This is a genomic window from Bradyrhizobium sp. NBAIM01 (assembly GCF_020194115.1).
Taxonomy (GTDB): domain Bacteria; phylum Pseudomonadota; class Alphaproteobacteria; order Rhizobiales; family Xanthobacteraceae; genus Bradyrhizobium; species Bradyrhizobium yuanmingense.
The window spans coordinates 452,981-476,278 of record NZ_JADYVU010000005.1; the positions used below are offsets into that span (position 1 = coordinate 452,981).

At 64.6% G+C, this 23,298-nt stretch carries 20 protein-coding genes; 10 read left to right on the top strand and 10 right to left on the bottom strand.

The genetic code is table 11. The annotated features are described in order from the left end of the window. Positions 1-52: 52 nt before the first annotated feature. The 3 genes from I6F31_RS19985 to I6F31_RS19995 all read right to left on the bottom strand — a co-directional run bounded on the left by I6F31_RS19985 (position 53) and on the right by I6F31_RS19995 (position 4,058). On the bottom strand, positions 53-1,120 hold the full coding sequence (locus I6F31_RS19985; RefSeq protein ID WP_035999961.1) for a GGDEF domain-containing protein: 1,068 nt from the start codon (positions 1,118-1,120) through the stop codon (positions 53-55). 165 nt (positions 1,121-1,285) lie between these two features. After that, a complete protein-coding gene (locus I6F31_RS19990) occupies positions 1,286-2,794 on the bottom strand; it encodes a DEAD/DEAH box helicase (RefSeq protein ID WP_035999958.1) in 1,509 nt (502 codons plus the stop codon). Positions 2,795-3,092: 298 nt separating this feature from the next. Further along, entirely contained in the window at positions 3,093-4,058 is a 966-nt protein-coding gene (locus tag I6F31_RS19995; protein ID WP_085968757.1) for a helix-turn-helix domain-containing protein, read from the bottom strand. 205 nt (positions 4,059-4,263) lie between these two features. On the opposite strand from I6F31_RS19995, the gene I6F31_RS20000 reads away from it, so the two are divergent. The 4 genes from I6F31_RS20000 (at position 4,264) to I6F31_RS20015 (ending at position 8,972) form a co-directional block, all read left to right on the top strand. After that, complete coding sequence (locus I6F31_RS20000; protein ID WP_035999953.1) at positions 4,264-5,778, top strand: caspase family protein; 1,515 nt, start codon at positions 4,264-4,266, stop codon at positions 5,776-5,778. A 378-nt stretch (positions 5,779-6,156) separates the two neighbouring features. Continuing rightward, a complete protein-coding gene (locus tag I6F31_RS20005) occupies positions 6,157-6,597 on the top strand; it encodes a hypothetical protein (protein WP_157783962.1) in 441 nt (146 codons plus the stop codon). Between the two features lie 211 nt (positions 6,598-6,808). Then, the gene (locus I6F31_RS20010) at positions 6,809-8,026 is read left to right on the top strand and encodes an FAD-dependent oxidoreductase (RefSeq protein ID WP_081494455.1); all 1,218 of its coding nucleotides are present in this window, start codon (positions 6,809-6,811) and stop codon (positions 8,024-8,026) included. A gap of 178 nt (positions 8,027-8,204) precedes the next feature. Continuing rightward, positions 8,205-8,972: an outer membrane beta-barrel protein gene (locus I6F31_RS20015; RefSeq protein WP_036022935.1), complete on the top strand. Its 768-nt coding sequence runs from the start codon at positions 8,205-8,207 to the stop codon at positions 8,970-8,972. A gap of 109 nt (positions 8,973-9,081) precedes the next feature. Here the strand turns inward: I6F31_RS20015 and I6F31_RS20020 are convergent, their stop codons facing one another. From I6F31_RS20020 to parE, 4 genes are all read right to left on the bottom strand, one after another. After that, positions 9,082-9,852, bottom strand: coding sequence for a glucose 1-dehydrogenase (locus I6F31_RS20020; protein WP_225113551.1), 771 nt, complete (start codon positions 9,850-9,852; stop codon positions 9,082-9,084). Positions 9,853-9,873: 21 nt separating this feature from the next. After that, positions 9,874-10,059, bottom strand: a complete 186-nt coding sequence (locus tag I6F31_RS20025; protein ID WP_036000069.1) for a hypothetical protein — start codon at positions 10,057-10,059, stop codon at positions 9,874-9,876. Positions 10,060-10,252: 193 nt separating this feature from the next. Continuing rightward, on the bottom strand, positions 10,253-11,035 hold the full coding sequence (locus I6F31_RS20030) for a porin family protein (protein WP_057029089.1): 783 nt from the start codon (positions 11,033-11,035) through the stop codon (positions 10,253-10,255). Between the two features lie 441 nt (positions 11,036-11,476). Further along, positions 11,477-13,519: a DNA topoisomerase IV subunit B gene (parE, locus tag I6F31_RS20035; protein WP_035999934.1), complete on the bottom strand. Its 2,043-nt coding sequence runs from the start codon at positions 13,517-13,519 to the stop codon at positions 11,477-11,479. A gap of 274 nt (positions 13,520-13,793) precedes the next feature. On the opposite strand from parE, the gene I6F31_RS20040 reads away from it, so the two are divergent. Next, positions 13,794-14,324, top strand: a complete 531-nt coding sequence (locus I6F31_RS20040; protein ID WP_035999932.1) for a DedA family protein — start codon at positions 13,794-13,796, stop codon at positions 14,322-14,324. Between the two features lie 53 nt (positions 14,325-14,377). On the opposite strand, the gene I6F31_RS20045 is transcribed toward I6F31_RS20040, so the two are convergent. Further along, the gene (locus I6F31_RS20045) at positions 14,378-15,373 is read right to left on the bottom strand and encodes an MBL fold metallo-hydrolase (protein WP_225113553.1); all 996 of its coding nucleotides are present in this window, start codon (positions 15,371-15,373) and stop codon (positions 14,378-14,380) included. 391 nt (positions 15,374-15,764) lie between these two features. Between I6F31_RS20045 and I6F31_RS20050 the strand changes: the two genes are divergently transcribed. After that, positions 15,765-16,430: an FMN-binding negative transcriptional regulator gene (locus I6F31_RS20050; RefSeq protein WP_225185998.1), complete on the top strand. Its 666-nt coding sequence runs from the start codon at positions 15,765-15,767 to the stop codon at positions 16,428-16,430. Next, on the top strand, positions 16,427-17,410 hold the full coding sequence (gene argC, locus I6F31_RS20055) for an N-acetyl-gamma-glutamyl-phosphate reductase (protein ID WP_225185999.1): 984 nt from the start codon (positions 16,427-16,429) through the stop codon (positions 17,408-17,410). The genes I6F31_RS20050 and argC overlap by 4 nt, the downstream gene beginning before the upstream one ends. A gap of 116 nt (positions 17,411-17,526) precedes the next feature. On the opposite strand, the gene I6F31_RS20060 is transcribed toward argC, so the two are convergent. After that, on the bottom strand, positions 17,527-17,925 hold the full coding sequence (locus I6F31_RS20060; RefSeq protein WP_035999918.1) for an MAPEG family protein: 399 nt from the start codon (positions 17,923-17,925) through the stop codon (positions 17,527-17,529). 121 nt (positions 17,926-18,046) lie between these two features. Then, the gene (phaC, locus tag I6F31_RS20065) at positions 18,047-19,855 is read right to left on the bottom strand and encodes a class I poly(R)-hydroxyalkanoic acid synthase (protein ID WP_225186000.1); all 1,809 of its coding nucleotides are present in this window, start codon (positions 19,853-19,855) and stop codon (positions 18,047-18,049) included. Between the two features lie 254 nt (positions 19,856-20,109). Between phaC and I6F31_RS20070 the strand changes: the two genes are divergently transcribed. The 3 genes from I6F31_RS20070 to I6F31_RS20080 all read left to right on the top strand — a co-directional run bounded on the left by I6F31_RS20070 (position 20,110) and on the right by I6F31_RS20080 (position 23,179). Beyond that, on the top strand, positions 20,110-20,385 hold the full coding sequence (locus I6F31_RS20070; RefSeq protein WP_035999913.1) for a hypothetical protein: 276 nt from the start codon (positions 20,110-20,112) through the stop codon (positions 20,383-20,385). Between the two features lie 228 nt (positions 20,386-20,613). Then, positions 20,614-21,834 (top strand): LL-diaminopimelate aminotransferase, encoded by a 1,221-nt coding sequence (locus I6F31_RS20075; protein WP_035999902.1) that lies wholly within the window; start codon positions 20,614-20,616, stop codon positions 21,832-21,834. 28 nt (positions 21,835-21,862) lie between these two features. Beyond that, positions 21,863-23,179: a homoserine dehydrogenase gene (locus I6F31_RS20080; RefSeq protein WP_036022941.1), complete on the top strand. Its 1,317-nt coding sequence runs from the start codon at positions 21,863-21,865 to the stop codon at positions 23,177-23,179. Positions 23,180-23,298 lie beyond the last annotated feature (119 nt).

Genomic DNA, 23,298 nt, shown 5'->3' on the forward strand with positions numbered 1-23,298 from the left:
CAAGAGGTGGGTTACGCTGCGCTAACCCACCCTACAGATGCGAGGATGAACGTCACGCCACCCGGCTGTGGCTCTCGATCGCGAATTCCGGATCGGCTTCGCAGATCACCCGGTTGCGGCCGTTGCGCTTGGCGGCGTAGAGGCAGGCGTCGGCGCGCTCGATCAGCGCGTCGGTGTCGTCGCCCTCCCTGAGCATGGAAACGCCGACGGAGATGGTGACGCGGCCGAGGAGCTCGCCGGTGGATTTCTTCTTCAATTCCTTCGCCATCACGGCGCGGCGAATGTGATCGGCCACCGTCAGCGCCTGGCGCAGCGCGGTGTTGGGGAGAACGACCGCGAATTCCTCGCCGCCGTAGCGCGCCGTGATGTCCTGGCCCTTGATGGTCTGCTTCAGCGAAAGGCCGACGAGCCGCAGCACCTGGTCGCCGGTGAGGTGGCCGTAGGAATCGTTGAACGACTTGAAGTGATCGATGTCGAACAGCAGCAGCGACAGCGGCTCGCCCGAGGCCAGCGCGCTCTGCACCGCCATGCCGATCATGCGGTCGAAATATTTGCGATTTCCCAGGCCCGTGAGCGGATCGGTCAGGCTTTCGGCGCGGATCGCCTCCAGACTCTGCTGGAGATTGCTGATCTCGTTCTTCGACAGCGTCAGCCGGTCTTCCAGCGCCTTGTTGGTCTCGCGCATCTCGCCGGTCGAGCGCAGCAGCGCCTCGACGATCGCCTTGACCTGGTCGCGGCTCTCGGCCGACGACAGTTTCTCGGTCGCATCCGACAGGCTGGTATCGTAGGCCCCGGTCATGCCGAGCGCCTCGCCCAACACCTTCACCACGTCGTCGATCTCGCCGACGACGCGCGCGCCGACCTTATCGATGCGGTCGGTGGTCTTGATGTGGGAGAGATAGGTTTCGTAGATCTGCTCGAGATCGGCCTCGGTCAGCTTGCCGCTGCGCGCCAGCGTCTCATTGATGATCTTGTTGAGCGGTGCGTTGTAGCCGGTGGCGTAGACGTACCAGATCTCGTAATTGCGGGGGATGGCGGTCTGTCGAAGCGATCGGATTTGACCGAGCGCCACCTCGGCGAACGCCAGCGTGCGTTCGTGTTCGTCGAGTACCTTGATCACTGAACATCCCCACGGCGGCCGACGCGCCATCGACCGCAGCAATCCTTAAATTATGTTCGTAGGCTAACGGACGATCGTGAACGCCCCGTAAATATACGTTCACGGGGGCATCCAAAAAATTGCAGATCAAGGATCTTCAACCGAAATCTGGCGCGCCAGCGCGCTTCAGGCGCCGGCGGGGGAGCGCACCGGCCGCAGAAGAAACGCCGGCAGATGCGAGTGATCGCCCGGCTCGCTGTCGATCTCGCGCTGGCGGCGCGGCTCGGGACGGCCGATCGAGGGCACATGCGACGAATTCGCTTGCGGGCGCACACCATTGCGCGGCTCGGATGATTGCCTGGCTTCGCGCGGAGGCCGTGCCTCGCGTGCCGGCCTCGCCTCGGGAGCCGCCCGTGCCTCGCCACGCGCCTCGCGCGGCTCGTGGCTGCGCTCGCGGTCATGACCGCGCCGCTCGCCGCGCTGCGGCTTGCCGCGTCCGCCGCGTGAACGCTCGCGGCCGCGCTGCTCGCGCGGACGCTCGCCTTGTTCGCCCGCTTCGGCGTGGACGTCATAGTCGCCTTCGGCGCGCGGAATGCTCTGGCCGATCAGCTTCTCGATCGCCGCCATCGACTTCTGGTCGAGCGGTGTCACGATCGAGATCGCGGTGCCGGTTCGGCCGGCGCGGCCGGTGCGGCCGATGCGGTGGACGTAATCGTCGGCGTGGTGGGGAACGTCGAAATTGAAGACGTGGCTGACCTCGGGAATGTCGAGGCCGCGGGCGGCGACGTCGGAGGCGACGAGGAGGGGCAGTTCACCCTTGCGGAACTGGTCGAGCGCGGCCATGCGGGCCGGCTGGTCCATGTCGCCATGCAGGGCACCGACGCTGAAGCCGTGCTTCTGCAGCGATTTGTGAACGATCGCGACCTCGCGCTTGCGATTGCAGAAGATGATCGCGTTCTTGAGGTCCTTGGCCTCGCGTAGCAAACGGCGGAGCAATTCGCGCTTCTCGTGCGCCTCGCGGCCGGCGGGCACCTGGGCTTGCGTAACGGTGACGGCGGTCGTGGCGGGCTTGGAGACCTCGACCTTCTGCGGATTGTGCAGGAAGGCTTCGGTGATGCGCCGGATTTCCGGCGGCATGGTCGCGGTGAAGAACAGGGTCTGCCGCGTGAAGGGAACGAGCTTGCAGATGCGCTCGATGTCGGGGATGAAGCCCATGTCCAGCATGCGGTCGGCTTCGTCGATGACGAGCAGTTCGACGCCGGTGAGCAACAGGCCGCCGCGCTCGGTATGGTCGAGCAGCCGGCCGGGGGTGGCGATCAGCACGTCGACGCCGCGCATCAGCTTGGCATCCTGGTCGCCGAAGGAGACGCCGCCGATCAGGAGGGCGACGTTGAGCTTCTGGCCGGCGCCGTAGCGATCGAAGTTTTCCTTCACCTGGGCCGCGAGCTCGCGGGTTGGCTCGAGGATCAGCGTGCGCGGCATGCGCGCCCGGGCGCGGCCCTTTTCGAGGATGGTGAGCATCGGCAGCACGAAGGCCGCGGTCTTGCCGGTGCCGGTCTGGGCGATGCCGAGCACGTCCTTGCGTGCGAGGACGTGGGGGATCGCCTGTTCCTGAATCGGGGTGGGGGTGGTGTAACCGGTGGCCGCCACTGCGGCGAGGACTTTTTCGGACAGTCCGAGATCTGAAAAGGACATTGAGCCTCTGGTCGAAACCGCCGTTCGGAATCGAGGGTAATAAGGCTGTCGCGTTCCACCCCGAAACGGCGCGCTCTCGAAGAAGCTGGGGGTGCTGACTCACGCGGACAAAGCGCAAGGCTCAGGAATCGCTCTTCGATCTGAGCCGCGTCGACCCGGAACATAGGCGGGAATTGGCCAAAGTCAATGGAGCGGGCGCGGGAAGAGCCTAAAAAGCCTGAGGTTTTTGCCCAAATCACGGGCGCGGCTGGGGTTTTCCCCCGAGCCCCCCTCCGTCTGGCCGCAACCAAGACAGCAGCTAACGGCCGTCCGTGCCCTTGGCCCGGAAATCACCTGGGGCCATGCCATAGGCGGCGTTGAACACCCGGTAATAGGTCGCCAGGCTCTCGAAGCCGCACGACGACGCGATGTCGGCGATCAGCCGTTCCGGCGCCTCGCGCAGCAGGCGGCGGCTCTGTTTCAGGCGCTCGTCGGTCACCGTCTGGGAAAAGCTCTTCTCTGCCATCTCGAACAGCATGTGCAGGTGACGAACGGAGACGCCGAGCAGGTCGGCCACCATGGCCGGCGCAAGATTGGGGTCCTGAAGGTGGCGCGCGATCAGCCGCTGGGACTGCGAGAGGCGGGCGGTCCGCAGTGCCTGCTGCCCCCGCCGGCTGCCGGGCCGCACGACGCCGCGCTCGATCAGCGCCAGATGGGCCAAAGCCTGAACCAAGGACGACTGGACGGCAGAGGCCGTATCGTCCGCGGCGATTTCGTTGAGATCGGCAAAGCAGGCCGCGAGCAGGGGCGCCAGGGCCGGATCGTTGAAGGTCCGGGGCGCTAGATCGCGCATGCGCTTGTCCTGCACCGGGATGTGGCTCACGGGGATCTTGAGGATCCGCAGGTGGAAGCCCCCGGTGCCCAGCGGGGCGGTGCGGTACGGCAGGTCGGTATGGCTGGTGGCGAAGCTGCCATTGGCAATGGCAAAGTCGCTTGCGCGCATGCCGCCGAACCAGCCGCCGCTGCCGAGCTGTTGGTAGACGCAGATCGCCTCACCCGGGGCATAGGCGATGTCCGACGCGCTGCGCTCGACCGCGTAGGGCGAGGCCTTCAGCTCGACGAGGCCGGCGCCGCCCAGCTTACGCAGCGAGAATTCGCCGAAGAAGTCCGCGCGCCGCTCGCGCGCGAGCTCGGCGGTGACACCGAACAACCCCTTGGCACGCACCTCGCGCCAATAGTCGAAGCGATCCTTCGGGTCGACCTCGTCCGTACACCAGTGCAACACGGCAGCCCCTCGCTTCCGGCGAAATTGTCCAAAAGGAAACAGATTCCAGCGGAATCGGCCATAGTCGGATCGTACAATCGGAGCCCCCGGGGTCCTTGAACCGTCGTCAGGTCTGGGCCGACTATCACACAGCGGCAGGGGGGGTCCCATGAACTGCCGTTCGAAGATCGGTGGCAGGGCCGGTTCTGCAACGGGAAATTTTGCGATGACGCGTCGGCTTTTCAGAATTCTGGCGGCCCTTGGCCTCGCGGTGGGCCTGAGCGGTTTCGCGGGGCCCGCCTGGGCCGCTAAGCGTGTCGCGCTCGTCGTCGGCAACAACGACTACAAGAACGTGCCGAAGCTGCTCAAGGCGGTCAACGACGCTCGCACCATGGGCGACACGCTGAAGCAGCTCGGCTTCTCGGTGATGGTCGCCGAAAACCAGAGCCGGCAGCAATTCTCCGAGACGCTGCTCGCCTTCGACAAGGCCATCGAGCCCGGCGACACCGCCTTCTTCTTCTATGCCGGCCACGGCTTCGAGATCGCGGGCCAGAACTATCTGCTGCCGACCGACGTGCCGGCTGCGACGGAAGGGCAGGAGGAGCTGGTGCGCGACGCCTCGATCCTGGCCGACCGCATCGTCGAGCGGCTGCAGAACAAGAAGGCGCGGACCTCGATCCTGGTGTTCGACGCCTGCCGCAACAATCCGTTCGAGCGCAAGGGCACCCGCGCGGTTGCCGGCGCCGGCGGGCTCGCGCCGATGACCCAGTTGCCGGAGGGCGTGTTCTCGGTGTTCTCCGCGGGTCCCCGCCAGACCGCGCTCGATCGGCTCTCCAATGACGACGCCAATCCAAACTCAGTGTTTACGCGCACCTTCGCCAAGGAGCTGCTCAAGCCCGGCGAGAATCTGGTGCAGGTGGCGCAGCGTACCCGCCGAGCCGTCAGCGAGCTCGCCGACAGCGTGAAGCACAGGCAGGTGCCGGTCTATTTCGACCAGATGGTCGACGATGTCTTCCTCAGCGGCCTCGCCAAGGACACCGCCGCGCGTTCGGACGATCCGCCGCCCACGAAGCTCGCGGCGCTACCGCCGGTGTCGGTGCCGCAGATGCCCAAGGAGGAGACCCTCAACGCGCCGATCGCGAGCTTCTCGCGTCACAATGGCGGCTGGAGCGTGACCTTCTCTTTCGCTGATCCGACGCTCGGCATTTCCTGGCGCATTGCCGGCACGGGCGATTTCCGCGAGACCGGGTTCATCGACACGCTCGATCCGCGCACCCGCAAGCGGATGCCGAACCCGTCGATCGAGCTGCCGCCGGATGCGCAGGCTGGCACGATCGAGGTCCGTTATGTCGATCAGTCCGGCGACATGCAGGGCCCGTTCCCGATCAGGTTCGATCCCGAGGCCGCGCTGATCCGCGACCAGCGCAAGATCCTCGACATGACCTCGACGAGCTGGCTGTCGTTCCGCGAGTTCAACGGGCTGCTCGTCTACTACACGCATCTCGTCTCCTACCGCTGCGCCATCCGCGAGGTGCGCATCGGCGTCGACAGCGCCGTGCCCAACCAGGTGCTGAAGATGCCGCCCTGCGACATGCGCGACCCCAGCGCGGTCAGCGCCGGCATGCCGCTCTACATGAAGCTCGCGCCAAGCACGAAATCCATCTCGGTGGAGCTGACCTATCGCGACGGCAGCGTGTCGGAGATCAAGAGCTTCAGGAGCGCGAACCGGAGTAATAATTGACGCGCTGTTCGATTGTGACGGGATGATCTTGCGCAGCGGCCGAACTTAAATCGGACAAGCCAAGGTGAAAGTGCTAGAGCCGGGAATGACAAAATTCCTTATTGTCGCGCTCCTGACGACGCTTCCGGTTCTGGCTCAAACGAATCCAGTTCCCACAGCCCCACCTCTCACCGATCGCGAACGCGTCCAGGCGGACCGCGCGAAGGCTGCCGAGGATGAGAAGGGGGCTCCGGCCACGCGACCATGGGATCGCGACGCCGATGGCAAGCGGCCGTGGGACCGCAAGTCGCCAAAGTCCTGAGACGCGAAGCTCGCTTCCCCCGCGGAAGGAACAACTCCTGCCGGGCTGGATTGTCTGCCAAACCAGGGAGACGATCCATGATCCGTAAATCCATCCTCGTCACGATCGCTTGTGCTGCGCTTTCGACGGCCGCCCTTGCTCAAGGAGGCGGTGGTGGCGGAGGCGGTGGTGGTGGCGCAGGCGGCGGTGGCGCAGGTGCGGGTGCCGCGGCAGGCACGGGGACCGGCGGAACCAGCGGCGGATCTGCGGCCTCATCGGGCGCGGGAATTGGAACGTCACCCAGCAGTGCCAATTCCGGGCCGTCGGCTCCCTCCGGCATGGGAACGCAGGGCACCACCACAGGCGCCAACATCAACACCAATAACAGCCCGACCAATCCCAATGTTCAAGCGCCGACTGCCGCCGGCAAGTCGCCAACGGCAGCTCAGGCCGAGCGAAACATGGGTGCCGGGCGTGCTCCGAATGGGGTGCCGATCGGCAGTCCGGGGTCCGGGACCAGCAGCGAGGATCAGAAATAGTCGAACGCGACCGTCACGGAAGGCCCGCACGAAGCGGGCCTTTCATTTGGCGCCGGTCTGCTGCTCCCAACCGGCATTGATCCAACTGCGCCCTGCATAATTAGGACTCTCTTTGACCTGAATCGCGCTAGTATCGGCGGACATCTCTTCATCGATACTCACCTCGCGGTTCGCGTCTGCAGTGACACCCAACCCACAATCTGACAGGACCATGAAAGTCCGCTGCTGCATCGTCGGCGGGGGACCTGCCGGCATGATGCTCGGCTACCTTCTGGGACGCGCCGGCATCGACGTCGTGGTGCTGGAGAAGCATGCGGATTTCTTCCGCGACTTCCGCGGCGATACCGTGCATCCGTCGACGCTTGAAGTGATGGATGAGCTCGGCCTGATCGACGGCTTCCTGAAGCTGCCGCACCAGCGCCTGCAAAAGATGGACGGCCTGTTCGGCGGCACGCCTGTGCGCATTGCCGATCTCAGCCGGCTCCATACCAAATACCCCTTCATCGCCTTCATGCCGCAATGGGACTTCTTGAATTTTCTGCGCGAGGCGGGCAGGCGCTTTGCCTCGCTCGAGGTGATGATGAGCACGGAGGCGATCGATCTGATCCGCCGCGGCGAGACGATCGCCGGCGTGCGGGCGAAGACGCCTGAGGGCATCATCGACATCGAGGCCGATCTCACCATCGCCTGCGACGGCCGGCATTCGACGGTGCGCGAGCGCGCCGGCCTTAGCGTCGAGGAGATCGGCGCGCCGATGGACGTGCTGTGGTTTCGCGCCGGCCGCACACCCGAAGAGACCGAGAACGTGTTCGCGCGGGTCGAGCCCGGCAAGATGATGATCACCTTCGACCGCGGCGATTATTGGCAGTGCGCTTATGTCATCGCCAAGGGACAGTACGATGCGGTGAAGGCGAGGGGACTTTCGGCGCTGCTCGACGACGTCGTGCGCATGGCGCCGATCCTCCGCTCCGGCATCGCCGAGGTGAAGAGCTTCGACGACGTCAAGCTGCTCACCGTCGCGATCAACCGTCTGACACGCTGGACGCAGCCGGGCCTGTTGTGCATCGGCGATGCCGCACATGCGATGTCGCCAATCGGCGGCGTCGGCGTCAATCTCGCCGTGCAGGATGCGGTTGCGACCGCGAACCTCCTGGCGGACAAGCTGCAGCATGGCTGCCCGTCCGAGCACGAGCTCGATGCCATCAGGCGCCGTCGCGCGTTCCCGGTGAAGATGACGCAAGCTATGCAGGTGGTCGTGCAGAACAACATCATCAGTGGCGCCTTGCAGGGCGGCGACCGGCCGCTGAAGGTGCCGCTGGTCGTGCGCCTCATCACCGCGCTGCCATGGCTCCAGGGCATTCCAGCGCGCCTGCTTGCGCTCGGCGTGCGGCCCGAGCACGTGCATTTGCGCGCCGCGCCGCAATCCTAGCGGAGGACTTCGGTAGGGATAACGCGGCGTGAATTCGCGCGCGATGCGTTGCACGCTTGCAACATCGCCATCGGATTCACGGCGCGATGCGGGCCCAACCGCCACGTTAACCGTGTTGATTTCAATTTTAGTAAGAGCCGTCTGTGACCGTGCGTCCATCAAGGACACGGGGTGTACCATGCGTAATAAGTTGATTGCCGCCTTTGCCTGCACGACGGCTCTGGTTTCGACCGGCGCGGCCTCCGCCGCCGATCTCGGTGCGCGCTACACGAAGGCGCCCGCCTATGTCGAGCCGCTGTTCAACTGGACCGGCTTCTATGTCGGCGGCCACATCGGTGGCGCATGGACCAACCAGCAGTTCATCAACAACGGCACCGGCGCGGCGTTCGGCGATCTGCTGCCGGGAGAGGGCTATCGCCAGCGCAACGCGGGCGTCATGGGCGGCGCGCAGATCGGCTACAATTGGCAGGCCAACAATTACGTGTTCGGCGTGGAAGGCACGATTTCGGGTCTCGACAACAAGGGCTCGTTCACGAACACCGTGTTTGGCGCCGCGGATGACGTGTTCTCCTGGCGTACCAACGTGCTCGCGACCGTGGTCGGGCGCGCCGGATTCGCCGTGCAGAACAACCTCTTCTACATCAAGGGCGGCTATGCCGGCGCGAACAACCGCCTCTCGGTCACCGACACCGTCGGTGTGGCGACGGGCTCGGGCGGACAAACCCATTGGGCCAATGGCTGGACCGTCGGCGCCGGCTGGGAGTACGGCGTCACCCGCAACTGGATCGTCGGCCTCGAATACAATTACGCGGCCTTCACCAGCCAGACCTATCAGCTCGGCGGCACCTCCGGAAACTACACCTTCGATGCCAAGCCGCGCGACATCCAATGGGCCGTGGTGCGCGCGAGCTACAAGTTCGACGCACCCACCATCGCCCGCTACTGAGCACGTCGACGCAACGCGACCAACGATCAAGAAAAGCACTGTCTCAATTCAAAAGCCCCGGCGTCGTCCGGGGCTTCTTTTTTGCGTTTGGATGGCGGGCAGGCCGGCTTCAGGCCATCACCGAGAATCCGCCGTCGACCGGGATCGCCGTACCCGTGACGAAATTCGACGCGGGCGACGCCAGGAACACGGCGATGCCGGCGAAGTCGTCGATGTCGCCCCAGCGCCCCGCAGGCGTGCGCGCCAGCACGCGCTCGTGCAGCCCCGAGACCTGCTGTCGCGCGCCGCGGGTGAGATCGGTGTCGATCCAGCCCGGCAGGATGGCGTTGACCTGGATGTTGTTCGGCGCCCAGGCATTGGCGCAGGCGCGCGTATACTGCACGATGCCGCCCTTGCTGGCCGCATAGGCGGTCGCGAAGCTCGCGCCGAAGATCGACATCATCGAGCCGATGTTGATCACCTTGCCGTTGCCGGACGCCTTCAGCGCCGGATAGGCCAGCTTCGAGCACATGAAGGCGCTGGTGAGGTTGGTGTCGATCACCTTGTTCCACTCGTCAAGCTCGAGCTCGTGCGGCGGCTTGCGGATGCTCATGCCGGCATTGTTGACGAGGATGTCGATGCGGCCGAGCTCCTTGACGACACGGTCGATCATGGCTGCGACCGCCGCCTTGTCGGTCACGTCGGTGGCGACGGCGATCGCCTTCACGCCGCGCTGCCTGAGATCGGCCACGGCGGCGGCGGACTTGCTCTCGTTGCGTCCGACCACGGCGATGTCGGCGCCGGCATCGGCGAGGCCGCGCGCCATGCCGAGCCCGATGCCGCCATTGCCTCCCGTGACGATCGCGACCTTGCCGCGGAGATCGAACCGGCTGGATGTCATGCTTGGATTCCCTGAGTTCTTCTATTGGTTGCTCTGCCAGATCAGCACCAGCCCGAACCCGGCCATGGCTGCGCCATAGCCGGCCCAGTGCAGCTGGTTGACCATGAAGCTCGATCGCGGCCACGGAACCGTGCCCGTGCCCTGTCCAATCCAGAGCAGCCCGAGAGCGGTTGCAAACAGGCCTGCCACCAGCAGAAATCTGCGCATGCCTTCCTCCCATCGGTCCGCTTCTGTCGCGCTCCACGGCATCAACGACTGCCGCAGCCACGAAAACTTGCCGACAGACTAGCCGTAGCTCTGGTACGGACACAATGGGCCGTGGCCGCAAGGACGCTAGCTAGGCCCAATACGAAAAAGCCCCGGCGATGCCGGGGCTTTGACGCTTGATCGTGAGATCAGATCAGTACTTCGCGACGACCGGACCGGTCCAGTTGAAGCGGTAGACCAGCGAGGTCGAGATCGTCTGGTTCCAGCTGTTGGCGCGGACGCTGTTGATGGTCGGGAGGTCGCCGATATCGGTGCGGATAGCCTCAGTCTTGGCATTGTAGAAGGCCGAACGGTACTCGGTCTTCATGAACCAGCCGGGCGAGGTGATGCCGAAGATGTTCAGGCTGTTCTCGACGCCGCCGCCGATGAACCAGCCGTGACGATCGTAGCCATTGAGGTGAACACCGGCCGGGGTACCGCCGAGCGTCGTGAAGTTGGTGCGGCCGAAGTGAGCGCCGGAGTAACCGCCGTTGACGTAGGAGAGAACGTTCGGAGCGACCAGCCAGCCGAGGCGCACGCCCGCGGCCCAAGAGGTCTCCAGCTTCTGGTTACCAGTGATGTCGAAGATCGGATCCTGGATGGTGGAGCGGATGCTGCCGAACTGAGCGTCGCCAAACACACCGGCGACCCAGGTGCCGCTGAACTGCCAGTCGTAACCAGCGCCGACCGTACCAAACCAACCGGAACCGCCCTGACGCTGGGTGATGGTCAGCGGGGTACCCGTGGCGGTGTCGACAATCTGCTGGTCAGCATTGGAGAGGCCGCCGCCGCCGCCGCCGAAGACGTAGAAGCCGGTCCAGTTGGCGACGGGCGCCGGCATCGGGGCCTTCGCGTAGGGACGGGCGCCCAAGTCGGCAGCCGAGGCCGTGCCGGTCATCGCCGCAACCGCGGTCAGAGCGAGCAATGTCTTCTTCATTTTAAATCCCCAAACCTTGTCGGCGCGAGCGCACTGAAGTCCGTGTCATCTGATGACTGGACTATAGACGGTTCTTGCCGAAATGCTGTTGCCGGACAGGCACAGTCGCCGGAAAACGCCGGTGCGAGGGCATTTTGCGGCGGCGTCGCCTAGATCTATAAAAACTATTACATCTCAATGTCTTGAGCGAATTTTGGCGACTCGATTTTTAGTAAGGTTTCGTTAGCAAATTCGGTTTTGTCCGAGACGGAGGCAATCCTGCTCCCGGCCGCTGCATCCGCTGAGTCGCTGGCCGAGTCGCCGCGAGACGAATCCGGAAAGCAACGAAGATCCCGGCAGCACACAAGGCAAACTGGTCCGAAACGGCGGCCGCTGCCCCAAAGACACAGCCCCGGCTTTGGGCCGGGGCTGTGTTGGCGTGCAGCCGGTTTGGTTGCCGCCTCAAACGTCCAGCAGCTCGTCGCTGGCAAACTCGGCCTTGTCCGAGATGAAGGCAAAGCGCGCCTCGGCCTTGGTGCCCATCAGCCGCTCGACCGAATCCGCCGTGGTGTCGCGGTCGTCGGCCAGCAGCACCACCTTGAGCAGCGTCCGCCTGGCCGGGTCCATGGTGGTCTCCTTGAGCTGCGCCGGCATCATCTCGCCGAGCCCTTTGAAGCGGTTCACCTCGACCTTGGCGTTGGCGTTGAACGCGCTCTTGAGCAGCGCCTCCTTGTGCGCGTCGTCGCGGGCGTAGACCGACTTGGAGCCGTGGGTCAGCTTGTAGAGCGGCGGCACCGCGAGGAAGAGATGGCCTTCGTCGATCAGCCGCGGCATCTGGCGATAGAAGAAGGTGATCAGGAGCGAGGCGATGTGGGCGCCGTCGACGTCGGCGTCGGTCATGATGATGATGCGCTGATAGCGCAGATCCTCCTCGCGATATTGCGCGAGCGTGCCGCAGCCGATCGCCTGCACGAGGTCGGAGAGCTGCGCATTCGCCGTCAGCTTGTCCTTGCCGGCGGAGGCGACGTTGAGGATCTTGCCGCGCAGCGGCAGCACGGCCTGGGTCTTGCGGTCGCGCGCCTGCTTGGCGCTGCCGCCGGCCGAGTCGCCCTCGACGATGAACAGCTCCGAGCCCTCGGTGCCGGCATCGGTGCAGTCGGCGAGCTTGCCGGGCAGGCGCAGCTTCTTGCCGGCCGTCTTGCGTGCGGTCTCCTTCTCCTGCCGCCGCCGCAGCCGCTCCTCGGCGCGGTCGATGACGAAGTCGAGCAGCCGGTTGGCCATGTTCGGATTGCCCGACAGCCAATGGTCGAACGGGTCCTTCATCGCCTGCTCGACGATGCGTTGCGCTTCGGCGGTGGCGAGGCGATCCTTGGTCTGGCCCTGGAATTCGGGCTCGCGCACGAACACCGAAAGCATCACGGCGGCGCCCACCATCACGTCTTCCGAGGTGACGGAGGCGGCGCGCTTGCCCTGGCCGACGCGCTCGGCGTGATCCTTCAAGCCGCGCAGCAGCGCGCTGCGCAGGCCGGATTCGTGGGTGCCGCCGTCGGGCGTCGGCACGGTGTTGGTGTAGGAGGAAAGGAAGCCGTCGGCATCCGCGGTCCAGGCCACCGCCCATTCGCAGGCGCCGTGCGCGCCGTTGCGTCCCGACTTGCCGGAGAAGATGTCCGGATGCACCAGCGTGTCGGCGTGGATCGCGGCAGCGAGATAGTCCTTGAGGCCGCCCGGGAAGTGGAACGTCGCTTCCGCCGGCACGTCCTCGACGCCTTTGAGCAGCTCGGGCGCGCAGTTCCAGCGGATCTCGACGCCGCCGAACAGGTAGGCCTTCGAGCGCGTCATCTTGAACAGGCGCTGCGGCTTGAACGCGGCCTTCTGCCCGAAGATGTCGGTGTCGGGCTTGAAGCGCACGCGCGTGCCGCGGCGGTTGTTGACCTTGCCGAGGTCCTCGAGCTTGCCCTTGGGATGGCCGCGCTCGAAGGTCATGCGGTAGAGTTTCTGGCTGCGCGCGACCTCGACTTCGAGACGCGAGGAGAGGGCGTTCACCACGGAGATGCCGACGCCATGCAGACCGCCCGAGGTCTCATAGACCTTGCTGTCGAACTTGCCGCCCGAATGCAGCGTGCACATGATGACTTCGAGCGCCGACTTCTTCGGGAATTTCGGATGCGGATCGATCGGGATGCCGCGGCCGTTGTCGGTGACGGTCAGGAAACCGTCCGCACTCAGCTCGACTCCGATGAAGGTCGCATGCCCGGCCAACGCCTCGTCCATCGAGTTGTCGATGACTTCGGCGAACAGATGATGCAGCGCCTTCTCGTCGGTGCCGCCGATATACATGCCGGGCCGGCGCCGCACCGGTTCCAGCCCCTCGAGCACCTCGATGTCGGCTGCCGTGTAATCGGCTTCCCCGCCACTGCGCGGCGCCGCCTTGACGGCTGTGCGGGGCTTCGGCTCGTCACCGCCGAAGAAATCGTCTTTTGCTTTTGGCTTCAACTGCTTGGACATATATCTTGATGGGTTTTGAGGGCCGCAGAAGCGGCGAATCGGTTAAGCCGACTATGCCACTTCTGACTTGGAAAGGTTACCGTAGGGCGGACTGGGCGCTGTGGGTTGGGAGCGAATCCGGGCGATTTTACGCCGCAGCCTCGCCATTTCCCGGCAATTTGACGTGCCGGCTTGGTGATGTCTGGGTTTTGTGACTTGATGTCACACAAGTCCTTGGCTTACCAGTCCTTTTCATCGAGCAGCACCTTGAGACGGGGCGGGAAGGCTATTTTGGATGGAGCAGTTTGCGCACGCCCTCACTGACTTCGTGCGCGTTCACCAGGCTTGGGCAGCGCCAATCGTGTTCGTGCTGGCCTTCGGAGAGTCGCTCGCCTTCATCTCGCTGCTGGTCCCGGCCTGGGGCGCGCTGGTGGCAATCGGTGCGCTGATCGGGGTCAGCGGCATCAACTTTTTTCCGGTCTGGATTGCCGGCGCCCTCGGCGCGGCGCTGGGTGACTGGGTCTCCTACTGGTTCGGCTATCGCTACAAGGAGAAGGTCGCCGAGATGTGGCCGCTCTCGCGCTATCCGGGACTGCTCCCCAGAGGCGAGGCTTTCGTGCGCAGCTGGGGCGTCCCCAGCATCTTCATCGGGCGCTTCTTCGGACCCCTGCGCGCCTCGGTGCCGCTCGCGGCCGGCATCTTCGAGATGCCCTATTGGACCTTCCAGGCTGCAAACTTCGTCTCGGCCCTGATCTGGTCGGCCGTGCTCCTGCTGTTCGGCGACGTGCTCGCCAAGATCATGGAGTGGATCTGGCGGGTGATCTGACCGGGCAACGGGGCCGCCCGGTCAGGGCGTCAGGCCAAGCCTTCTAAGCAAGCCTACAGCGATGCGTTCCAGATCGCGGGGATCCAGCGATATCCGGAGCCGTCCTTCTCGACCCGGACGAGACCGGGGAAGGCGGCGTGGAAGGCCTGGATCGGCATCTTCTCGGCAATCGCCATGTCGTAGAGCTTGCGGCGCGTCTGCTGGGCCAGCGGTTTGTCGACGTCGGATGCGATGTTCCATTCGGGATGCTTCACGAACAGGAACGCTGCGCCCGCGGTGATATCCACCTGCACCAGCACCTTCTCGGCGCCGGAGGCGACGATGAAGGAATTGTGGCCTGGCGTGTGGCCGGGGCTCGCTACCGAGGTGATACCGGGCGCGACCTCCTTGCCGGCCTCATATTGTGTGACCTTGCGGCCCAGGGCATCGAACACGCGGCGGATGTTCTTGAAATTGTTCTCGAGGATCGGATTGCCCATCCCTTTGCTCATCTCGCCGTCATCCATCCAGAACTTCCATTCCACCGCCGGAACCAGGATCTCGGCATTGGGGAAGGCGGGCTTGTTCTCGGCCGCCAGCAGGCCGTTGATGTGGTCGCCATGGAAATGGGAGATGATGACAGTATCGACCGCCGCGCGGTCGATGCCGGCGGCGGCGAGATTATTCTGGAATTGGCCGACCTTGCCCTTCGACTGCGTGAACTGGTCGGGACCGAGCCCGGTATCGATGACGACGAGCTTCGGTCCGGTGTTGACCACGACCGGGTTGAAGGTGTGGGTGACCTTGTCGGCCGGCAGGTGGTGCTCGGCGAACACTTTGTTGATGTCATCCTTGCTGGCGCCGGCGGCGTAATTGTCGGTCAGATTGACGGTCGCAACGCCATCGCAGACCACCGTGACCTGGTGGGTGCCGACATTGTAGCGATAGAAGCTCGCATTCTGCTTCTCGGCCAGCGGCGCGGCGGCGCCCGCGGGCGAAATCTTCACGAAAGGCAGGAGCGCCGATGCGGCGGCGCCGGCTAGCGTTGCGCGACGAGTAATCTCGGTCATGGTGATGTCCTGAGGCTGGGTGCGAACGGCTCGGGGCCGGCGAAGAGGTTGTGTCCCGCCGGTCGTTCTCGAAAACCCCTACTTCTAGTGGAAATTCCACGGCGGGCCGATGACATCTGTGCGCGTCCTGCCGTCGCGCGTGCGGCATCCTGCCGTCCCACTGAACCGATTTGCTCTTGACCATGGAACCAGCGGGCATTATAGCCGCGCGCCATGATCAACGCCGCGACCATTCTGTTCGCCCGTCGCCGCCGCCGCAGCTTAGCGGTTTGGGCGGTCGATCGCGTTTGAGATCATCGTCTTTGCCGCTGGACCCGATCCGCGGCATCCTCTCTCCTGTCAGCGCGATCTGATCCGGCGGTCCCCCGAGGAGGCCCAGCAGGAGACCACGATGTACACGCCACCCTTTTTCAAGCAGGACCGCGCCGCGAGCCTGAAATTCGCCGAGGAGCGCGGCTTCGGCACGATGTGCGCCTTCGATGGCAAGCGGCCGATCGCCTCGCCGTTGCCGTTCTATTTGACCTATGCCGCAGATGGCACGCCGCAGGCCGCCTTTCATCTCGCCCGTCACAATCCGCTGCTAAAGCTGGCGGGCGGCGAGGCGTCGTGGCTGCTCGCGGTCAACGGCCCGGACGCCTATGTATCGCCGGACTGGTACGTCTCGCCGGATCAGGTTCCGACCTGGCTCTACCAGTCGGTGCATCTGAGCGGGCCGGTTCGGCTGTTGTCGGATGACGAGCTGGCGGTGCAGCTCGAGACGCTCAGCGCCAAGTTTGAGGGCTGGCTGTTGCCGAAAAAGCCGTGGACGTCGGCCAAGATGACGGCGGGTCGGCTGGAGACGATGAAGAAAGGGATCGGTGGGCTGGTCATGACCGTTGAGGAGGTCGAAGGCAGCTTCAAGCTGAACCAGCACAAGTCGGATGCCGATTATGCGGCGATCGCGAATGCGCTTGACGGCGGCGATGCCGATGCCAAGCGGATCTCACAATTGATGCGGCAGGCAAGGCCGCAGATTTTCGCAGACGACACGAACATGCTCGAAGGGAGCGCATCATGAGCCTCGCTGACACCACCAAAGCTCCGGCCACCAGCGCGGCCAAGAAGCCGGCCACCGTCTTCGTCGACGGCGGCTCCGGCACCACCGGGCTCGGCATCAATGAGCGGCTGAAGCTCCAAAGCGACGTCGCGGTGAAGACCATTGCCGACGACAAGCGCAAGGATCCCGCGGCCAAGAAGGCGCTGATGGAGGAGGTGGATCTCGTCATCCTCTGCCTTCCCGACGATGCCGCCAAGGAAACCGTTGCCTTGATCGACGGCATGGGGGCTCACGCGCCGAAGGTGCTGGATGCCTCGACCGCCTACCGGGTCGCGCCGGACTGGGCTTACGGCTTTGCGGAGCTGACGCCGGACCAGGCCGGCAAGATCAAGGCCGCGAAGAAGGTCTCCAATCCCGGCTGCTATCCGACCGGCGCGATCGCGCTGCTGCGGCCGATCGTCGATGCCGGCCTGCTGCCGCCTGATTATCCCGTCACCGTCAACGCGGTGAGCGGCTATTCCGGCGGTGGCAAGTCGATGATCGCAAGCTTCGAGGATGGCAGCGCCCCGTCCTTCGAGCTCTACGGCCTCGGCTTCGAGCACAAGCATCTGCCGGAGATGCAGCTCTATTCGAACCTGACGCGGCGGCCGATCTTCATTCCCTCGGTCGGCAACTACCGGCAGGGCATGCTGGTCTCGGTGCCGCTCCAGCTCGACACGCTGCCGGGCAAGCCCGGCGGCGCCGACCTGCAGGCGGCGATGGCAAAACGTTATGCCGGCTCGAAATACGTCAAGGTGATGCCGCTGCAAAACGAGGCGAGCAAGGGCGGCCGGCTCGAGCCGGAGGCGCTCAACGAGACCAACATGCTCGAGCTCTACGTCTTCGCCAGCGACAAATATCACCAGGCGCTATTGGTCGCCCGGCTCGACAATCTCGGCAAGGGGGCATCCGGCGCAGCCGTGCAGAACATGCGGCTGATGCTCGGCCTGCCGGAGGAGTGAGGCAGGCCTCTATCCTCCGTCATTGCGAGCGAAGCGAAGCAATCCAGAGCTTCCACCGCGGAAATAGTCTGGATTGCTTCGTCGCGAGGGCTCCTCGCAATGACGTGGAAAGTGCTTCAAACCACCCTGAAGATCGCCAGCACCAGCACGGCCTGGGCGAAGAAGCCGACGGTGAAGGCGAGGGTGCGGAACACCGGAATTCCGAGCGCATAGACGATGATGTGCGCGATGCGCGACCAGAAATAGACGGCGCAGGCGAGCACCGTCCATTTCGTGGAATAGTCGATCGCGTTCAGGATCAGCACCAGCGGGGCGAAGATGACGAGGTTCTCGACCGCGTTGTCATGGGCGAACATCAGCCGGTTGGCCCACTCCGCCTGCGGCTTGTCGCCGCGCGAGGGGTTGGCCATGGCGCCGCTCAACCCGCGAACCTGGCAGCGGTTGATGATGTAGGGAACCCACAGAACTCCCGTCAGGATCACCGTCAGTGTCAGCCAGAACAATTCGCGTGTCATAGTGCCGGTCCCTGTGTCGTCGCTGGATTGAGGCTAGAGCATGATCCGGAAAAGTGAGTAGCGGTTTTCCGAAAAGATCATGCTCAAACAATTAGTCTATACGAAAGCGCGCCGCATTCCGCTACGCGCGAACTCTGACATAGCTGCCGGGCGCGTCCTCGATCGGCGGGAATGCGTCGCTGCCGACCGCGCGCGCCGGGACTTCCTCGGGGTCGAGCTCGCCCAGCCACTCCCGCCAGTCCGGCCACCACGAGCCCTTGTGCTCGGTGGCGCCCTTCATCCACTGCGCGACGCTGACGTTCTTGATGTTGTCGTTGGTCCAATACTGGTACTTGTTCGCGGCAGGCGGATTGACCACGCCCGCGATGTGGCCCGAGCCGGACAGCACGTATTTCACGGGGCCGCCGAAGAACTGCGAGCCGTAGAGCACCGATTCTGCGGGCGCGATGTGGTCCTCGCGGGTGGCGAGATTGTAGACCGGCACCTTCACCTTGGAGAGATCGAGCAGGGTGTTGTCGAGCGCCATCGTGCCGGTGGAGAGCCGGTTCTCCAGGTAGCAATTGCGCAGGTAATAGGAATGGTTGGCCTGGGTCATCCGTGTCGCATCGGAGTTCCAGTGCAACAGGTCGAACGCGCTCGGCTGCTGGCCCTTCAGATAGTTGCTGACCACGTAGGACCAGATCAGGTCGTTGGACCGCAGCATGTTGAAGGCCATGGCCATCTTCGAGCCTTCGAGCACGCCGACCGTTTTCATGTCCTGCTCGAGCGCCGCGATCTGCTCCTCGTCGACGAACACGAGCAGATCACCGGCATGAGTGAAGTCGACCTGGGCCGCGAAGAACGTCGCGGACGACACGCGCTGGCGGCGCTTCTCGGCGAGCCAGGCCAGCGTGGTCGCGAGCATCGTGCCGCCGACGCAATAGCCGGCGGTGTGCACCTTCATCTCGCCGGTGATCTTCTCGATCACGTCCATCGCCGTGAGCGGGCCTTCCTTCATGTAGTCTTCCCAGCCCTTGTTGCCGAGCCGCTTGTCGGGATTGACCCATGAGATCACGAAGACGGTGATGCCCTGGTCGACGCACCACTTGATGTAGGATTTCTCCGGCTTCAGATCGAGGATGTAGAACTTGTTGATCCAGGGCGGCACGATCAGGAGCGGGGTGCGCAGCACCTTCTCCGTCGTCGGCGAATACTGGATCAGCTGCATCATCTCGTTCTGGTAGATCACCTTGCCCGGCGTCGTCGCCATGTTGACGCCGACGGCGAGATTGTCCGGGTTGGACTGGCGGATCTTCAGCATGCCCTTGCCGGCGGCGATGTCCTCGGCCAGCATCTTCAGGCCGCGCGCGAGGTTCTCGCCGCTGGACGCCACCGTCTCGCGCAGCACTTCGGGGTTGGTCAGCACGAAGTTCGACGGCGAGAGCGCGTTGGTGACCTGCTGGACGTAGAACTCGGCCTTGCGGCGCGTGTGCGGATCGAGCCCTTCGGCGTCGCGCACCAGCTCCTGCGCCCATTTGGTCGTGAGCAGATAGAGCTGCATGACGAAGTCGAAGAACTGGTTCGACTTCCATTCCGGATCGGCAAAGCGTTTGTCGCGCGGCGAGGGCGCGATCGCGGGCTCGGCGTCCTGACCGGCCATGCGACGCACCGCCGAGCCCCACAGGTCGAGATAATCCTTGGCAAGCTTGGTCTGGAGATCGGACGAGCGGGACGTGTCCGACAGCCAATATTCGGCGACCGACGTGAACGTCTTGACGACCTCGGCAAGCTCGGCCGGCGGGCGGTCCTGCACCTCGCCGCTCTCGCGCGGCTTGAGATAGGCGGCGAGCGCCTTGCCGCCGCTCTCCATCGCCCGCGCGACGTTCATCGCAAAGGCTTCGGCGTCGAACTTCGTCTCGGGTTTCGGCGTATCGGTCGTGGCCATACTCATGAGCAGAACAGTAACGATTCATTCCGTATTCGTCACCGCGAAGCTCGCATGTTTGACGTTAAACACTCTCGAAGATGTGTTGCACTGCGACAAATCTTCTTGGTTCCGTCACAATGGAGCCGCACGGCTCGGCTTGTTGGGCATCGGTTGTTTTCTCGCTCGCACCATTTGGGCAGCAATGGTTTGAGCTTGGGCACGGTCTTGGGTAAGCTTGCCCCGGGGCCGTGCATTGGGACGAGTAGGGGATTTCCCAAGTGTTGGCGTTGTGGGACCTGCAAAAGACGCTGCCGATCTGCGGCGCGGTGCTGATCGCGGCGCTCGCCCTGGGCGGGTGTTCGAGCCAACTCGCGGATCTGGCGCCCGCGGATGCGCCGCCGCGTACCAGGGAGCCCGGGAGCTATCTGCCCGTGCACGATCTGCCGCCGGATCGCGATCAGGCGATCATCCCGCTGGAGCAGCGCGCCAAGATCGAGGCCGAGCTCGCCGCCGCGCGCGATCGCCAGGCCGCTGCCGCCAAGGACGCCAAATAGGCCCGTGGCCGCGAGACCGGCAAGGTAATCGCTGGCGCCTCCGCTTTGCCGTGCTAAAAGACCTCGGTTCAGCCTGGAGTCAGGGCGAACGACTTCAATCTTCGTTGCCGACGATTGCTCTAAGTCTTTGATTCTGAGTAATTTTCGCGATGGAGCCTGAGTGCTTTCGTGCCGGCCCTCGCGGCCTGTCGATTCTGTCCTGACCGGTTGCCCGGAGCCCAGAGAGCCATGGAAGAATTTTACCGCATTCGCCGCCTTCCGCCTTACGTGTTCGAGCAGGTCAACCGGGCCAAGGCGGCTGCGCGCAATGCCGGCGCCGACATCATCGACCTCGGCATGGGCAATCCGGACCTGCCGGCGCCGGCGCATGTGCTGGACAAGCTGAAGGAGACGCTCGGCAAGCCGCGCACCGACCGCTACTCGGCCTCGCGCGGCATCCCCGGGCTGCGCCGGGCCCAGGCCGCCTATTACGCCCGCCGCTTCGGCGTGAAGCTGAACCCCGACACCCAGGTCGTGGCGACGCTGGGTTCGAAGGAAGGTTTCGCCAATGTGGCGCAGGCGATCACCGCGCCGGGCGACGTCATCCTCTGTCCGAACCCGAGCTACCCGATTCACGCCTTCGGTTTCTTGATGGCGGGCGGCGTCATCCGCTCGGTGCCGTCGGAGCCGACGCCGCAATTCTTCGAGGCGGCGGAGCGAGCGATCGTGCATTCGATCCCCAAGCCGCTCGCGCTCGTCGTCTGCTATCCCTCGAACCCGACCGCCTATGTCGCGAGCCTCGACTTCTACAAGGACCTCGTCGCCTTCGCGAAGAAGCACGAGATCCTGATCCTGTCCGATCTCGCTTATGCCGAGGTCTATTTCGACGAGAGCAACCCGCCGCCCTCGGTGCTGGAGGTGCCGGGCGCGATGGACTGCACCGTCGAGTTCACCTCGATGTCGAAGACTTATTCGATGGCCGGCTGGCGCATGGGCTTTGCAGTCGGCAATGAGCGCGTGATCGCCGCGCTCGCCCGCGTCAAATCCTATCTCGATTATGGCGCGTTCACGCCGGTGCAGGTCGCGGCGACCGCCGCGCTGAACGGCCCCGACGATTGCATCAAGGAGATGCGCGACACTTACCGCAAGCGCCGCGACGCGCTGGTGGAATCGTTCGGCCGGGCTGGGTGGGAAATCCCGGCGCCGGAGGCCTCGATGTTCGCCTGGGTGCCGCTGCCGGAAGCCTTCCGCAGCGTCGGCAGCATGCAGTTCGCGACCCTGTTGGTGGAGAAATCCGGCGTCGCGGTCTCGCCCGGCGTCGGCTTCGGCGAGCATGGTGAAGGATATGTCCGCATCGCCATGGTGGAAAACGAGCAACGGATCAGGCAGGCCGCGCGCGGCGTCCGCCGCTTCCTTGAAAGCGGCATCGAAACGTTGCACAACGTGGTTCCTCTCGCCAATCGGCGGTAATTCTCTTCTGCAGGTTTTCTGAAGTATCATGGTCGCACCGCTGAAAGTGGGCATAGCGGGGCTCGGCACCGTGGGTGCCGAGGTTATCCGTTTGATCGAAACACAGGCGCGCGTGCTCGCAGGGCGCAGCGGCCGGGGCATCCGCGTGGTTGCGGTCACCGCGCGTTCGAAGGCGAAGAAGCGCGGCATCGACCTGCGCGGCTTCGATTGGGCGAAGGACCCGATCGCGCTCGCCACGCATCCGGAGGTCGATTGCTTCGTCGAGCTGATGGGCGGCGCCGGCGATCCCGCGCTGTCGGCGGTGGACGCTGCGCTCGGTGCCGGCAAGTCGGTCGTCACAGCCAACAAAGCGCTGCTCGCCAAGCACGGCCTCAAGCTGGCCAAGGCGGCTGAAAAGCACGGCGGTGCGCTGAATTTCGAGGCAGCGGTCGGCGCCGCGATCCCCGTCATCAAGACGTTGCGCGAAGGGCTTGCCGGAACCGGCGTCAACCGCGTCTACGGCATCCTCAACGGCACCTGCAATTACATCCTGACCCGGATGGAGCAGGAGGGCCTGTCCTTCGCCGAATGCCTCAAGGATGCCCAGCGGCTCGGCTATGCCGAGGCCAATCCGTCCTTCGACGTCGACGGCCACGACACCGCGCAGAAGCTCGCCATTCTCGCCAGCCTCGCTTTCGGCACGAAAGTTGCTCAAAGTGCGGTGTATGTCGAAGGCATCTCCTCCATCGCGCCGGAAGATCTTCGCGCCGCCGACGATCTCGGTTATCGGCTCAAACTGCTCGGTGTCGCCGTTCGCACCGCCAAGGGCATCGAGCAGCGCGTGCATCCGACCATGGTGCCGAAATCCTCCTCGATCGCGCAGGTGATGGGTGTCACCAATGCGGTCACGATCGATGGCGAAGGCATTCCGCCGATCACGCTGGTCGGCCCCGGCGCGGGCGGTGCCGCGACCGCATCCGCCGTCGTCGCCGACATCGCCGACGTCGCGCGCGGCATCCGCGCCAATCCGTTCGGCCGGCCGATCGGGCAGCTGCGCGACACCAAGAAGGCGCCGATGGAGCGCCACGAGGGCGGCTATTACATTCGCCTGCTCGCCCGCGATTTCCCCGGCACTGCGGCCGCGATCGCGACGCGGCTTGCCGAGCAGAAGATTTCGATCGAGTCGATCGTGCAGCGTCATCCCAATGGCGGCGCTGCGCCCACTGACGGCAAGGCTGTCCCGGTGCCCGTCATCCTGATCACCTATGCCACTCACGAGGATGCCGTGCGCCGTGCGCTCGCCGCCGTGCAGAAGGACAAGGTGATCAGCGGACGGCCGCAGGTGATCCGGATCGAGAAGAACTAGAGCATGACCTCGGAAAAGTGTGAGCGGTTTTCCGGTAAGGTCATGCTCAAGCCATAAGGCGGTCGTTCGTTCGAACGAACACCGGGCGTTGTGAGTTGATGCGGGCGGAGATTTCCGTC

Coding starts and splice junctions, on each gene's coding strand:
- phaC (WP_225186000.1), bottom strand. CDS start 19,855: ATGAGTATGGCCACGACCGATACGCCGAAACCCGAGACGAAGTTCGAC.
- I6F31_RS20020 (WP_225113551.1), bottom strand. CDS start 9,852: ATGACATCCAGCCGGTTCGATCTCCGCGGCAAGGTCGCGATCGTCACG.
- I6F31_RS20050 (WP_225185998.1), top strand. CDS start 15,765: ATGTACACGCCACCCTTTTTCAAGCAGGACCGCGCCGCGAGCCTGAAA.
- I6F31_RS20080 (WP_036022941.1), top strand. CDS start 21,863: ATGGTCGCACCGCTGAAAGTGGGCATAGCGGGGCTCGGCACCGTGGGT.
- I6F31_RS20060 (WP_035999918.1), bottom strand. CDS start 17,925: ATGACACGCGAATTGTTCTGGCTGACACTGACGGTGATCCTGACGGGA.
- I6F31_RS20005 (WP_157783962.1), top strand. CDS start 6,157: ATGATCCGTAAATCCATCCTCGTCACGATCGCTTGTGCTGCGCTTTCG.
- I6F31_RS20045 (WP_225113553.1), bottom strand. CDS start 15,373: ATGACCGAGATTACTCGTCGCGCAACGCTAGCCGGCGCCGCCGCATCG.
- parE (WP_035999934.1), bottom strand. CDS start 13,519: ATGTCCAAGCAGTTGAAGCCAAAAGCAAAAGACGATTTCTTCGGCGGT.
- I6F31_RS20025 (WP_036000069.1), bottom strand. CDS start 10,059: ATGCGCAGATTTCTGCTGGTGGCAGGCCTGTTTGCAACCGCTCTCGGG.
- I6F31_RS20040 (WP_035999932.1), top strand. CDS start 13,794: ATGGAGCAGTTTGCGCACGCCCTCACTGACTTCGTGCGCGTTCACCAG.
- I6F31_RS20015 (WP_036022935.1), top strand. CDS start 8,205: ATGCGTAATAAGTTGATTGCCGCCTTTGCCTGCACGACGGCTCTGGTT.
- I6F31_RS19990 (WP_035999958.1), bottom strand. CDS start 2,794: ATGTCCTTTTCAGATCTCGGACTGTCCGAAAAAGTCCTCGCCGCAGTG.
- I6F31_RS20000 (WP_035999953.1), top strand. CDS start 4,264: ATGACGCGTCGGCTTTTCAGAATTCTGGCGGCCCTTGGCCTCGCGGTG.
- I6F31_RS20010 (WP_081494455.1), top strand. CDS start 6,809: ATGAAAGTCCGCTGCTGCATCGTCGGCGGGGGACCTGCCGGCATGATG.
- I6F31_RS20075 (WP_035999902.1), top strand. CDS start 20,614: ATGGAAGAATTTTACCGCATTCGCCGCCTTCCGCCTTACGTGTTCGAG.
- argC (WP_225185999.1), top strand. CDS start 16,427: ATGAGCCTCGCTGACACCACCAAAGCTCCGGCCACCAGCGCGGCCAAG.
- I6F31_RS20030 (WP_057029089.1), bottom strand. CDS start 11,035: ATGAAGAAGACATTGCTCGCTCTGACCGCGGTTGCGGCGATGACCGGC.